The organism is Rhizobium sp. 2YAF20, from assembly GCF_052114685.1.
Taxonomy (GTDB): Bacteria; Pseudomonadota; Alphaproteobacteria; order Rhizobiales; family Rhizobiaceae; genus Rhizobium.
Genome location: NZ_JBFRFF010000024.1, coordinates 37,251 through 51,058 on the forward strand (window position 1 = coordinate 37,251; position 13,808 = coordinate 51,058).

The following is a 13,808-nucleotide window of genomic DNA, read 5'->3' on the forward strand; positions in this document are numbered from 1 at the left end:
GGATTTCGTTAGATATTGTTTATGCTCGTGCAGGCTGACATGTAATACCCGTCTCGGGCACAGCACATCTATCAACGACACCATGACGCTTTCGCAACGGTGCCCTGTCATTTTCATGAAATTCGAGAGGGCACCCTTCCTTCGTTCAAATATCAAGATTTTCGGCGAAGGCGGCGCGTTCCTGAATAAAACGGAAGCGGGCGTCGGGTTTCGTTCCCATGAGGTTGTCGACAGCAACGCGGGTGCCTTCGAAGTCGACATCGTCTATAGCAACCTTCAGCAAGGTTCGCTTCGAAGGATCCATCGTTGTCTCCTTGAGCTGCGCCGGCAGCATTTCGCCAAGGCCCTTGAAGCGGCTGATCTCGATCTTGCCTTTGCCTTTGAAGACGGTGTCGGTCAGCTCCTGGCGATGGACATCGTCTCGCGCATAGGCCGATTTTGCCCCCTGTGTCAGCTTGTAGAGCGGCGGGACTGCGAGGAACAGATGACCGCCGCGGATCAGCTCGGGCATTTCCTGATAGAAGAACGTAATCAGCAGCGATGCGATATGGGCGCCATCGACGTCGGCATCGGTCATGATGATGATGCGCTCGTAGCGCAGGTCCTCGTCGCGATATTTTGTCCGGGTGGCGCAACCGAGCGCCTGGATCAGGTCCGACAATTGCTGGTTGGCCGACAGCTTTTCGCGGCCGGCGCTGGCAACGTTGAGGATCTTGCCGCGCAAGGGCAGGATCGCCTGGTTGGAGCGGTTGCGCGCCTGCTTGGCGGAGCCACCGGCCGAATCGCCTTCGACAATGAAAAGTTCAGCGCCGGCAGCGGTATTCTGGGCGCAGTCGGCGAGCTTGCCGGGCAGACGGAGCTTGCGAACGGCGGTCTTGCGGCCGACTTCCTTTTCCTTGCGGCGGCGGAGACGTTCCTCGGCCCGTTCTATGACCCAATCAAGCAGCTTTTCCGCCTCGGCCGGATTGTCCGCCAGGTAGTGGTCGAAGGGGTCGCGCAGCGCGTTTTCGACGATACGCTGTGCTTCGGCGCTCGCCAGCCTGTCCTTGGTCTGGCCGACGAATTCCGGCTCGCGGATGAAGACCGAGAGCATGCCAACCGCCGAGATCATCACGTCGTCGGTGGTGATGCCGACAGCGCGCTTGTTCTGAGTCAGGTCGGCATAGTTCTTCAGGCCTTTCAGCAAGGCGATGCGGAGACCGGCTTCGTGCGTGCCGCCTTCGGTCGTCGGAATGGTGTTGCAATAGGAGTGGACCTGCGGATCGCCGCCATACCAGGTGATCGCCCATTCGAGCGAACCGTGACCGTTGGCCTTTTCCGATTTGCCGGCGAAGATCTCGCGGGTGACGGTGAATTCCTTGCCCATCGTGGCCTGCAGGTAATCCTTGAGGCCACCCGGAAAATGCAGGACTGCCTTGTCTGGAATGTCCGAACCCTCAAGCAGCATGCCCGGATCGCAGCTCCAGCGAATTTCGACGCCGCCGAAGAGATAGGCCTTCGAGCGCGCCATGCGGAAGACACGGGCGGGATCGAACTTGGCATGCTCGCCGAATATCTGCGGATCGGGATGGAAACGAACGCGCGTGCCGCGGCGATTGTGGACATCGCCCAATTCCTCGAGACCGCCCTGCGGCAGGCCGCGTGAAAAGCGCTGACGATAGAGTTTGCGGTTGCGCGCCACTTCCACTTCGAGATCGTCGGAAAGTGCGTTGACGACGGACACGCCGACGCCATGCAGGCCGCCCGAGGTTTCATAGGCCTTGCCGTCGAATTTGCCGCCGGCGTGCAGCTTGGTCATGATGACTTCGAGCGTCGAGACCCCTGGAACCTGCGGATGGTTTTCGACCGGAATGCCGCGACCATTGTCGCTAACGGTCAGATAGCCCTGGCGGTCGAGATGGACCTCGATGAAATTGGCGTGGCCGGCGACCGCCTCGTCCATCGAGTTGTCGATGACTTCCGCAAAGAGGTGATGCAGCGCTTTCTCGTCCGTGCCGCCAATATACATGCCGGGGCGCATGCGCACGGGCTCTAGGCCCTCGAGCACGCGAATAGCCGAGGCATCATAACCATCCGAGGATGATTGCGTCGGCAGCGCGGGCCGCGGTGCGGCGGCAACCGGCGCTGCTTTCGTCGTCGGTACGACAGGCTTTTCTACCGGCCGCGTTTCAGGAACCGGAAGTGCGGAAAAGAGATCGTTGTTGTCATCCATGAAGCGTTCAGATCTTACCTTAGAGAAAGGATTGCTGGCTCGCCGGGATCGAGCCGAACCCAAAAATTCAACGCTTTGCCGCCGCGTTCGCGAATCATCCAGATATTGCCAGAAGGCCGGGGAAAAGGCGACGTCGGTGTCCAGCGTGACAATTGGAGAAAAGATTTGCTTCCTCGCGCCGGGAATGGCAAGCCAGACCTGTCAGAGGGAACCGAACCGCGCAAGAATGTCCACAGCTCATTTCGTCATTATCGCTGCAATTGTGGCACTTCTATCACCCTTTGTTGCATCGGAGGCCACCGCTGCGGAGGTGTTGGCCCCTTTTAAGGATGAGCTGTTCTCCAGCCAGACGGTCATCGAGAACCACGACAATGGTGCCTTCGAGACGATCGACTATCAGGAGATGCGCGATATCAACGGCCGCGACCTTATCCCCGAAAGACGGGTGAAACCGGCCTATCTATCTCTCGGCGTCCGCGACAAGCAGGTGGACGAGACACTGGTCCTCGGCGATCGAAAACTGGATGTCACCAGAGTGGGACCTGATGGCGGCCAGGCATTCACGGTCATTTTCATCCACGGCCGCGATGGCGACCGGCGGCTTGGCGCCAACGATTTCATGTTCGGCGGCAATTTCAATCGCCTGAAAAACCTGGCGCTCAATGGCGGCGGCACTTATTACGCCCCGACCGTCAAGACCTTCGACAGTGACGGCGTCGCAATTGTCGCAGCACTTATCCGCTACGCCTACGAGAAGTCGGGCGGCAAGCCGGTCATTCTTTCCTGCGCCTCGATGGGCAGTCAGATATGCTGGGGGATGACGCGGGACGCGCAAACCGTCAAGCGACTGAAGGGAATGGTTATCCTCAGCGGCGTCACCGACCCGGCCTTTCTCAAAAGTCCGTTTCACAAGGCGAAGCTTCCGATCTGGTTCACGCATGGCAGCAACGATCCGGTTTATGCGGCGACAGACCAGGAACAATTGTTCGAAAAACTGTATAACGCCAAATACCCCACGCGCTTCACTCTGTTTGCCACCGGCTCCCATGGAACGCCCGTGCGCATGACGGATTGGCGAAAAGTGCTGAATTGGCTCCTGCTCACCAAGTCGTAGTGACTATTTTCGCATCGATGAATTTTTAAACGATTCGAATTGAATACAACGGCTTTCAACAACTTCCTTTTTCTCCCCGCTTTTGTTAGTCGGCATAGATGTGAGGGGAGTGAAGCACCAAATGACCACAGCTATGCGTCCGCTAATGGCGGGAAACTGGAAGATGAACGGCACCCGTGATTCTCTAACCGAGATCAAGGCGATCGCCGATGGCGTGAAGAACCCGCTCTCCGAAAAGATAGAAACGCTGCTTTGCCCGCCGGCGACGTTGCTTTATGTGGCCACGGCGCTTTGCGACGACAGTCCGCTTGCGATCGGCGCCCAGGATTGCCATCAGGGCGTCAGCGGCGCCCATACCGGCGATATCTCCGCCGCGATGATCGCGGATTGCTTCGGGACCTACGTCATTGTGGGTCATTCCGAGCGCCGGAGGGATCATGGCGATACGAACGAATTGGTGCGCGCCAAGGCGGCAGCCGCGAATGCGGCGGGCCTGACGGCGATCATTTGCGTCGGTGAAACTGACGAAGAGCGGAAAGCCGGCGAGACGCTCGACGTTTTGCGCCGGCAGATATTTGCCTCAGTTCCCGAGGGCGCGACGGGCGAAACAACCGTCATCGCCTACGAGCCCGTCTGGGCGATCGGCACCGGCAAGACGCCGACGCGGCCAGACATCGAGGCAGCGCATGCCTTCATGCGGCTCGAACTTTTCGAGCGCTTCGGTGCTGAGGGAAAAAACATCAGGCTTCTCTACGGCGGCTCGGCAAATCCTAGGAATGCCAGCGAGATCATCGGCATCGCCGATGTCAACGGGCTTCTGGTGGGTGGCGCGAGCTTGAAAGCCGCCGATTTTCTCGCCATCTACGGGGCATACGAGCAACTTCACGCTTAAAGGCCATGCTGACGCCATTCCGTTCTCTCAAAAGGGCTTGGAATAGGTGAGAGCCTCATGTAAAGAGCCGCGAGCTTTTATTCATTATGCCGGCGTGAGCGGGCAGGACTGGACCCATGCAGACCGTTTTGATTGTCATTCATCTTATGATCGTGCTGGCGCTTGTCGGCGTCGTGTTGATCCAACGCTCCGAAGGCGGCGGCCTCGGCGTCGGCGGCGGATCTGGCTTCATGTCGGCCCGCGGTACGGCGAATGCGCTGACCCGCACGACCGCAATCCTGGCGGCGCTGTTCTTCATCACTTCGCTCGGCCTCGGCGTTCTGTCGCGCTACGAAGGTCGCCCGACAGATATCCTGAACCGCATCCCGTCCACCACGGGCCAGGGCCGCGGCGTACTTGATTCGCTCGGCGGCGCTCCGGCAGCCGGCCAGGCACCCGCCAATGGCCAGGCGCCAGCAGCTGCCGGCACGACTGCGCCTCAAGCTCCGGCCAGCCAGCCAGCGGCCGTAGGGCAGCCCGCACCGGCCGCTCAACCGGCTCCAGCGCCGGCCCAGAGCAACACGGGCGTACCGACTGGCAACTGAGTCTGTCTTGAAATAAACTTCCGGCAGGTCTTCGGATCTGCCGGTTTTCTTTTGTCCATACGTCGCGTCCGCCTCCGAAAGTTCCGGAAAAGAATTTTTGGGCTGGCGGAATCGTTTGTTAAAAGGTATCCGGTGACTCCCATGGCGCGATATGTATTCATCACTGGCGGCGTGGTTTCCTCTCTAGGCAAGGGAATTGCGGCTGCGGCTCTCGGAGCATTGTTGCAGGCCCGTGGTTACAGGGTCCGCTTACGCAAACTCGATCCATATTTGAACGTGGATCCGGGGACCATGAGCCCCACCCAGCACGGCGAGGTGTTCGTCACCGACGACGGTGCGGAAACCGACCTCGACCTTGGGCACTACGAACGCTTTACGGGGCGCTCGGCCACCAAGACCGACAACATCACGACCGGTCGAATCTACAAGAACATCATCGACAAGGAACGGCGCGGCGACTACCTCGGAGCAACAGTTCAGGTCATTCCGCACGTTACCAACGAGATCAAGGATTTCGTGACCGAGGGCAATGATGAGTACGATTTCGTCATCTGCGAGATCGGCGGCACGGTCGGCGACATTGAGGCGATGCCTTTCATGGAGGCGATCCGCCAGCTCGGCAACGACCTGCCGCGCGGAACCGCGGTCTATGTGCACCTGACGCTGATGCCTTACATCCCGGCTGCCGGCGAATTGAAGACGAAGCCGACACAGCATTCCGTCAAGGAACTGCAGGCGCTGGGCATCCATCCGGACATCCTTCTGGTACGCGCCGACCGCGAAATTCCGGAAGCCGAGCGTCGCAAGCTGTCGCTGTTTTGCAATGTCCGCCAGTCGGCGGTCATTCAGGCGCTCGACGTTGCCAATATCTATGACGTTCCGATGGCCTACCATAAGGAAGGCCTCGACAACGAGGTCCTAGCAGCTTTTGGCATCGAACCGGCCCCGAAGCCGCGTCTGGATGCGTGGGAAGAGGTCTGCAACCGCATTCGCACGCCTGAGGGTGAAGTCACGATTGCCATCGTCGGCAAATATACCGGCCTCAAGGATGCCTACAAGTCGCTGATCGAGGCGCTTCACCACGGCGGCATCGCCAATCGCGTCCGGGTCAATCTTGAATGGATCGAATCGGAGGTCTTCGAAAAGGAAGACCCGGCCCCCTATCTCGAGAAGGTTCATGGCATTCTGGTGCCTGGCGGTTTCGGCGAGCGCGGGTCCGAGGGCAAGATCCACGCAGCGCGTTTTGCCAGAGAGCGGCAGGTCCCTTATTTTGGCATCTGCTTCGGTATGCAGATGGCTGTCATCGAGGCGGCACGGAACCTTGGCGGCATCGAACACGCATCCTCCACCGAGTTCGGCGCAACGACGGAGCCGGTGGTCGGCCTGATGACGGAATGGCTCAAGGGCAATGCGCTTGAGAAGCGGAATGCAGCGGGAGATCTCGGCGGAACGATGCGGCTTGGCGCCTATCAGGCGGCGCTGAAGAAGGGCACGAAGATCTCAGAGATCTATGGTTCAACCGAGATCTCCGAACGCCACCGCCACCGCTACGAGGTCAATGTCGATTACAAGGATCGCCTGGAAAGCTGCGGCCTGGTTTTCTCAGGAATGTCGCCCGATGGCATACTACCGGAGACAATCGAATATCCCGATCATCCCTGGTTTATCGGCGTGCAGTATCACCCGGAACTGAAATCGCGCCCGCTTGACCCGCATCCGCTGTTTGCGAGTTTCGTCGAGGCCGCCCTTGAACAGAGCCGTCTCGTGTAACGCAGCGAGTAATTTTTCTGGACAAAGCTAAGCCCAGCAACTGTCGGGCTTAGCTCGTTTTTGGGGTTGAATTTTTGCCGTATTACGTCGTTTAACTATCGCGCGTCTGGTGTTTCCGTGGCAGTTTGCCGCCAGACACCAGGAATAGGTTGATGATCCTTAATCCATTCGACGACCGACCCGACAGGGCTCGCGCAAAGGTCGTTGTGACCTATATTTTTCTCGTCATCTTCAATATTGGCACCTGGGCCTGGGCCTGGTTTGCATTTTCAGACCGCCCGGCGCTGCTTGGCACAGCGGTTCTTGCCTATATGTTCGGCCTTCGCCACGCGTTTGATGCCGACCATATCGCAGCGATCGACAATGTGGTGCGCAAGCTGGTGCAGGAGAGGAAGGCGCCGTTTTCCGTCGGCTTCTTCTTCTCGCTCGGCCATTCGAGCATCGTTGTCCTTGCTTCGGTCGCGATCGCTGCGACGGCTGCGGCGATGCAAAGCCGGTTCGACGGGTTTCACGTTATAGGCGGCGTGATCTCTACGGCAGTTTCCGCTCTCTTTCTGCTTGTGATCGGCATGGCCAATCTATTCGTTCTGCGCAGCGTCTGGGCGGCTTTCGAACGCGCGCGCCGGGGAGAGAACATTGTCGACGAGGATCTGGACGCGCTGCTTGCCGGCAGCGGCTTTCTCGCGCGCATCTTCCGACCGATGTTCAAGGTCGTGGCGCGATCATGGCACATGTACCCGATCGGCTTTCTGTTCGGTCTGGGCTTTGACACCGCGACCGAGATCGGTGTTCTCGGTATTTCCGCAGCCCAGGCGGCGCAGGGGATGTCGTTCTGGACCATCCTGGTCTTCCCTGTACTTTTCACCGCCGGCATGTCGCTGATGGATACGACGGACAGCGTGTTGATGACCGGCGCCTATGGCTGGGCGCTCGTCAAGCCGATCCGCAAGCTATGGTACAATCTCACGATTACCGCGGCGTCGGTCGTTATCGCCGTCTTCATCGGCGGCGTCGAGGCGCTCGGACTTCTTGCGGACAAGCTGGGTCTCGAGGGGGGAGTGTGGAGCCTGATCGGCGACCTCAATGACAATCTTGCGAACTTTGGTTACGCTGTCGTGGCAATATTCCTGGCAACCTGGCTGATTTCAGCCGTGCTCTATAGGGCGCGCGGCTATGATAACTTGCAAATCAACACACCCTGACGCATCATTTGCAACTGCTGTCGCGAGCGCTTTCCGCCACGAGAAACGCAGATTTCAATCCGGGGGTATTACCATGGGCCGGGCAATCGGACGCGTTCGTGTTGCACTTGTAGCGCTCATATGCATCGCCGGCTCGCAGACGGCAATGGCGCAATCGTCCGTGGGGTGCTCGTTGCAGCCGGTTGTCGGCACGTCCCGACAGGTTCTCCACTGCGGTAACGGGGTAAGCATCACGACCGAGGCAGGCGCACGTTTTCAGCTGGCTGATCGTAACGGCGACGGTAGGATTGATTCGGTTTCGCTCACCAGCAAGGCGGTGCTGGTCGATGTCGACAGCCGCAAGGTCAAGGGTGGCTTTGAGGTAATAACCCCGCAGGCTATCGCCGCTGTGCGAGGCACAAGGTGGGCTGTCGATGCGGAAGGCGGCAAGACCTCGGTGCTGGTTCTCCGTGGCAAGGTCTCCGTCAGTCGGCCGCACACCCGGTCCGCCGTGTTGTTGGGGCGAGGGCAGGGCGTCGATGTCGATGGCGGCAGTAGCCCGCTGGTCGTGAAGCAGTGGTCGGCGCCCAGGTTCTCAGCCCTTATGGCTCGGCTTGGCCAATAAGATTGCCCGCATGCGCCGACCGGCCCGCCAGACACTGATCGCGCTCGGCCTTGCTGCTGCCTGGGGTGCGGGGCTTGGTATCGTTCATCTCAAAGGCGATATTCCGCTGGTCGACGGCCTTGAGGCGACGCTTACAAATTTCAGAACGGCACTGCGAGGCAAGCAAACTCCGCCTGGCAACGTCACGATCATCGCCATTGACGACGAGGCCGCGCGCAAAGCCGGCGGTTATCCGCTGCCACGAACGACTGTTGCCAGGATCGTTACCGCAATTGCTGCGTTGAAACCAAAGGCCATTGCGCTCGATCTGCTATTGATCGATCCGGGGCCCGGGGACGGGGATGTCGCCCTTGCACAGGCGCTCAAGCAGGCCAAGAGCATCATCGCGGCCGCAGCCGTCTTTCCGGACAGCAGGCAAAGCGTGGTGGGCGACGAGGGCTTGCTGGCGGGTCTTCCCAATGCGCAGGAGTTGTTGCTGCCGCAGCAGCGCTTCACCGATGCCGCCTCGTTCGGTCTCGTCAATGTCCAGACCGACAAATCAGGCGTGCCGCGCTTCGCGCCGATGCTGTTTCTCAGTGGCGACCGCATCGAGCCCTCCTTCCCACTGAGCGTCGTCACGGCCGCGACGGGGACAGAGCCGGGGCTCGAGCCTGATGGCGTCACCATCGGTGGACATGTGATCTCGACTGATATCGGTCACCTCTTGCCGATCGCCTTTTACGGTCCTCGCGGAACGATCCCGACTGTCAGCGCTTCCACGGCCCTGACCGGCAAATTGCCCGAGGCGTTGATCAAGGATCATGTCGTCGTAGTCGGCGCGACGGTCACGGGCGGCGGAGACGTGTTCCCGACGCCGTTCGATCCGGTGCTGCCGGGCGTGGAAGTCATCTCCACAGCGATATCGCACCTCCTGGCCGGTAACGGCCTCGTCCGCAACCATAGCGTCCGGCAGCTGGACCTTGGTTTCGCGGTTGCCTTGCCGCTGATCCTTGTTGGTCTGCTGGCGTGGAGGCGAAGCGCCATCGGCCTGGTGGCGATGCTGGCGGTTGCTGTGATCTGGCTTTCCACCAACTTCATCGCATTCACGCATGGCATCTGGCTGGCTGCGGCGCTGCCGATCGCGGCGGCTGTGCCACCCGTCATTCTGTTCGGCGTGTCACAGCTGCTTCTGGGGCGGCGGCAGGCGACCCATTTTGCGCAACAAAGCGAATTGCTGCAGCGTGTCCAGGCGCCGGGATTTGCCGAAATTCTGGCGCACGACCCTCAGTTTCTAGCCGACCCGGTGCGGCAGGACGCGGCGGTGGTTTTCATCGACATCAATGGCTTTACCGGCCTCAGCGAGACAATCGGTCCAAGCGCGGTGCGCGAGCTTCTGAACGGCTTCTACGATCTTGTGGACAGGGAGGTGACCGCCTGCGGTGGCGCCATCACGAGCTTCATGGGGGATGGGGCGATGATCCTTTTCGGCCTGCCTGCACCCTCAACGGACGATGCGGCCAATGCTGCCAGATGCTGTATTCAGCTGACACACCGAATGCGCGATTGGATCGATACCTTGCCTGAAGCTACAGCCTCGCGGATCGGCTTTAAGATCGGCGCACATTTCGGCATCATCGTCGCATCGCGGCTTGGTGGCGGCAATCGCCAACAGATCTCAGCGACGGGCGATACCGTCAACGTCGCCAGTCGCCTGATGGAAGTTGCGGCTCGAAATCAGGCGCCGCTGGCGATCAGCAACGAATTGCTCTTGGTCGCGCGCCGACAGATCGAGCCCTTCGAGGAGGGAAGCCTCGAAGGGCCGATCGAAACCCGGGTGCGCGGCCGCTCCGGGTCGCTTTCGATCTGGCTATGGCGAGGATGACCGCCGGAGCCATTGCTCTGGAAGTCAGATGATCGGCGCTGGTTCGGCTGCAAGGGCAGTCAAAAGTTCCTGGAAGCGGGGCATTTGCCGAAGTGGATCGAGATCGGAATCGTTCTTGAACCACAGCACGTGGTAGGCCGAGCCATGCGGCAGCAGGGTTTCCAGCAGATCTATCGCGGCATCGAGGTCACCCAGCATGGAGTAGACGCAAGCGATGTTGTATTGCGCGACAATGTCTTCCGGGTCGATCGCCAGTGCGCGCGCCGCCCAGTCCCGGGCTCTGTCGCCTTCGCCAAGATGCGCCAGGGCAAGGGCGCCGCGGTGGGCAGGGCCTGAGTTCTCAGGATTACGGTTAAGCGCGCGCTCGGCCCGCTCTATTCCCTCTCTCGCCCAATATTCGCGTTCGCAACTCCGCCCGAGCGAGCGGTAGGCGCTCATCAGATGCACAGGCGACAGGTAGTCGTCGGTTCGGATTTCCGCCGACCGTTCGAAATAATGGACCGCCTGCTCGAAGCTGCCCTGCATGAACAGGCAGCGCGCATAGTGGAAGTTGGCCTCGTAGAGGTCCGGCTCCAGCTCCAGGGCGCGCGCAAAGGCTGCGATCGCCTCTTCGTTGCGGAAGCTCTGGTGCAGGGCAAGCCCGCGCGAGGCATGCGCTTCGGCAAGGTTCGGGTCGAGATCCAATGCCTGGGCGCTCAACGCCATGATTGTCTCGATAGGATATTGCGCCGCGTTCCAGTCTCTGAGCGCTGCGTTGCAGGCAGCGATGCCGGCATAGGCGCGGGCATAGTTCGGGTCGAGCTCGACGGCCTTCAGGAACATCCGGCGCGCCAGAAGCAAATAGGAGCGGGTCCAGGCGTGGGAGAACTGGCGGCCCCTGAGATAGTAGGTGTAAGCCTCCACATTTGCCGTCGGCTCGCTCTCGATCGCCTTCTTCTCCTCAGGCAGGAGCCGGACCTTCAGCTGATTTACGATCGCATGGGTGATTTCGTCCTGGATCGCGAAGATATCGGTCAGGTCGCGGTCATAGCGATCGGCCCACAGATGGCCGCCATTGCGGGCGTCGATCAACTGACCCGTGATGCGAACACGCTGTCCGACCTTGCGAACGCTGCCTTCCAGCACGAAGTGGACACCGAGCTCCTGTGCAAGCTGCTTCACTTTGACGGACTTTCCCTTGTAGGTGAAGACCGTGTTGCGCGAGGCGACGTCTAGGCCCGATATCTTCGTCAGGTCCGTGATGATATCTTCGGTGATGCCGTCGGAGAAATATTCCTGCTCCGGATCATCGCTCATATTGATGAATGGCAGCACGGCGATGAGCCGCTTTCCGTCCTTGGCCGGCAACATTGGAAGCCGTCCGTCGAATGCAGCGCTGCCGCCAAACGATATTGTATAGACGCGAATGCTCTGGCTGATGTTCTTGAGAACATATTCGCCGCGATCTTCAAAGACGACGTCGACGCGCGAACCGACGTGATCGCGAACCGAGCCTGAGACGGCAATCCCACCGGGCTCGGCTATTCCTTCAAGCCGCGCGGCGACGTTGACGCCGTCGCCGAAGATATCACCGTCCTCGACGATGACATCCCCAAGGTTGATGCCGATGCGCAGGTCAATGCGTTGATCCCCTGGGATGCCCTTGTTACGCAGGGCCATGTTCATCTGAATGTCTGCGGCGCAGGCAACGGCGTTTACGACGCTCGGGAATTCGACCAGGATGCCGTCGCCTGTCAGCTTGACGATGCGTCCGTGGTGCGCGGCGATCGCGATGTCGATCAGCTCCGTACGGTGCCGTTTGACCGTTGCCAGCGTTCTTGCTTCATCGACGCCCATCAACCGGCTGTAGCCGACGATATCGGCGGCAAGGATGGCTGTCAGGCGGCGCTCGACATGCCCGCCAAACTCACCCTGCGGCCTGAAGCTGCAATCTACTTCTGTACTGTCGTGATGTCGTGCATGGCGTTCCATAAAGTCCACCGACGCTGTCTAAGTCCAGCAAGGTCGCGCTGATAGCACCGTTCCCGCGATCAATGCGAGATCGCATATATGATTAGCCCGTCTGGAACCGAGGCCGAGTCTAGGGCTTCGCGTCTAGCCTTATTCGCTCAAAATCGCGTGATTTTGCAGGATATTAGCCATTTTAAGCGCTAGCGAATCCACATGCAAATAGCGAAAGAAGAATGAACCGAGACCGAAAGAAAATTGAAAGAAATGTCGCCGAGACCGGTATCGTGGGCATTACCCGACCCATGATGCATGGCCATTCCTCGGCAAAAGGAATCAAAAATCAGCGCTGTGCATTAGGGAAGTTAATGTTGAAGGATGCGGTCATCAGCTTAAATTGCGCCAGGTCGCTGCGGGGTGAGCGCAGCGGCTGGCGACATCCGGAAGCGCCGCTTATCCTACGCCGCACGCGGCATTGGGCCGACATAGCGTGATTGCGGCCGGATCAGGCGGCCGTCCAGCACTTGTTCCCGGGCATGAGCGATCCAGCCGACGGTTCGGCCGATGGCGAATACCCCGGTGAATGCATCGCGCGGAAAGCCGAGGGCGTCGAGCAGCAGAGCGGTGTAGAACTCCACGTTGGTTTCCAGTGTACGATCCGGTTTCCGTTCCCGGAGCAACTCCAGGGCCTTTGCCTCCACTGCCTCAGCCAGCGCCATACGTCTGTCGTCAACCTGGCCTGCGGCGGCGATCGGCCGAAGCGCTGCCTTCAACGCATCGGCGCGCGGATCACGAACGCGGTAGATGCGGTGGCCAAAGCCCATCAGGCGCTCGCCGCGATCGAGCTCATGGGACAGCCATTTGGCCGCATTTTCCGGTTCTCCGACGGCGTCGAGCATATCGAGCACAGGGCCGGGGGCGCCGCCGTGCAGAGGTCCCTTCAAAGCGCTAATCGCGGCCAGGACCGAGGAGGTCAAGCCGGAATGGGTGGAGGCGATGACGCGGGAGGCGAAGGTCGAGGCATTAAGACCATGGTCGGAAATCGTCACCAGATAGGCATCCAGACCCGCGATCTGCTCGCGCGTCGGCGAGGTTCCCCTCAACATGCGCAATATGTCGGCTGCCTGCGAAAGGCTTGCATCCGGGCGAACGGCATCCCTGCCGGATTTAAGACGCAGGACGGCCGGCAGGAAGACTGCGGGGGCCGCCATCAGGCGGATAGCGGCGTCGAGGTCATCGCCATCGTCAAGACGGGCGATCAACGCGCGCATCGCGTCGACCGGCGGCAAGGCAAGCAGGACTGGATCTGCAGCTGCGACGTGATCAAACAGTGCAACACGGGCTGCCCCGAGCAATTCTCTCAATTTGGCAGCCTCAAAGCCCTCGTGAAACAGGCCACCCAACAGCAGGGCGGCGACGTCCTCGTACCGGCTCGTCGCGACAAGATCGTCCAGCGAAACGCCGCGGATGATCAGCCGACCGGCGGCACCATCGACGTCGGAAAGTTGTGTCTCGGCTGCAATGACATCGTCCAATCCATTTTTCATGGTCTTTTCTCCTTTGACTGGCGAACTAGATCGGCACTATTTTAGTTGACGTCAATCTTGACGTAAAAGATCAAT

Annotated in this window: 10 protein-coding genes; 7 read left to right on the plus strand and 3 right to left on the minus strand. The window is 60.0% G+C overall.

Going from position 1 to position 13,808, the window contains the following annotated elements:
• Positions 1-145 precede the first annotated feature (145 nt).
• The gene (parE, locus tag AB4Z52_RS23360) at positions 146-2,212 is read right to left on the minus strand and encodes a DNA topoisomerase IV subunit B (protein WP_442220283.1); all 2,067 of its coding nucleotides are present in this window, start codon (positions 2,210-2,212) and stop codon (positions 146-148) included.
• 226 nt (positions 2,213-2,438) lie between these two features.
• On the opposite strand from parE, the gene AB4Z52_RS23365 reads away from it, so the two are divergent.
• From AB4Z52_RS23365 to AB4Z52_RS23395, 7 genes are all read left to right on the plus strand, one after another.
• Positions 2,439-3,326: an alpha/beta hydrolase gene (locus tag AB4Z52_RS23365; protein ID WP_442220284.1), complete on the plus strand. Its 888-nt coding sequence runs from the start codon at positions 2,439-2,441 to the stop codon at positions 3,324-3,326.
• A 121-nt stretch (positions 3,327-3,447) separates the two neighbouring features.
• Complete coding sequence (gene tpiA / locus AB4Z52_RS23370) at positions 3,448-4,218, plus strand: triose-phosphate isomerase (RefSeq protein ID WP_442220285.1); 771 nt, start codon at positions 3,448-3,450, stop codon at positions 4,216-4,218.
• 116 nt (positions 4,219-4,334) lie between these two features.
• On the plus strand, positions 4,335-4,802 hold the full coding sequence (secG, locus tag AB4Z52_RS23375) for a preprotein translocase subunit SecG (RefSeq protein WP_442220286.1): 468 nt from the start codon (positions 4,335-4,337) through the stop codon (positions 4,800-4,802).
• 132 nt (positions 4,803-4,934) lie between these two features.
• Positions 4,935-6,572, plus strand: a complete 1,638-nt coding sequence (locus AB4Z52_RS23380) for a CTP synthase (protein WP_442220287.1) — start codon at positions 4,935-4,937, stop codon at positions 6,570-6,572.
• Positions 6,573-6,724: 152 nt separating this feature from the next.
• Positions 6,725-7,774: a HoxN/HupN/NixA family nickel/cobalt transporter gene (locus AB4Z52_RS23385; RefSeq protein WP_442220288.1), complete on the plus strand. Its 1,050-nt coding sequence runs from the start codon at positions 6,725-6,727 to the stop codon at positions 7,772-7,774.
• 73 nt (positions 7,775-7,847) lie between these two features.
• Complete coding sequence (locus AB4Z52_RS23390; protein ID WP_442220289.1) at positions 7,848-8,378, plus strand: FecR domain-containing protein; 531 nt, start codon at positions 7,848-7,850, stop codon at positions 8,376-8,378.
• A 10-nt stretch (positions 8,379-8,388) separates the two neighbouring features.
• Positions 8,389-10,239, plus strand: coding sequence for a CHASE2 domain-containing protein (locus AB4Z52_RS23395; RefSeq protein ID WP_442220290.1), 1,851 nt, complete (start codon positions 8,389-8,391; stop codon positions 10,237-10,239).
• 24 nt (positions 10,240-10,263) lie between these two features.
• Here the strand turns inward: AB4Z52_RS23395 and AB4Z52_RS23400 are convergent, their stop codons facing one another.
• Both AB4Z52_RS23400 and AB4Z52_RS23405 read right to left on the minus strand, forming a co-directional pair.
• Entirely contained in the window at positions 10,264-12,075 is a 1,812-nt protein-coding gene (locus AB4Z52_RS23400) for a TPR end-of-group domain-containing protein (protein WP_442220339.1), read from the minus strand.
• A gap of 569 nt (positions 12,076-12,644) precedes the next feature.
• Positions 12,645-13,733 carry a citrate synthase/methylcitrate synthase gene (locus AB4Z52_RS23405; protein WP_442220291.1) on the minus strand — a complete coding sequence of 363 codons (1,089 nt, stop codon included), beginning with the start codon at positions 13,731-13,733 and terminating at the stop codon, positions 12,645-12,647.
• Positions 13,734-13,808: the final 75 nt, after the last annotated feature.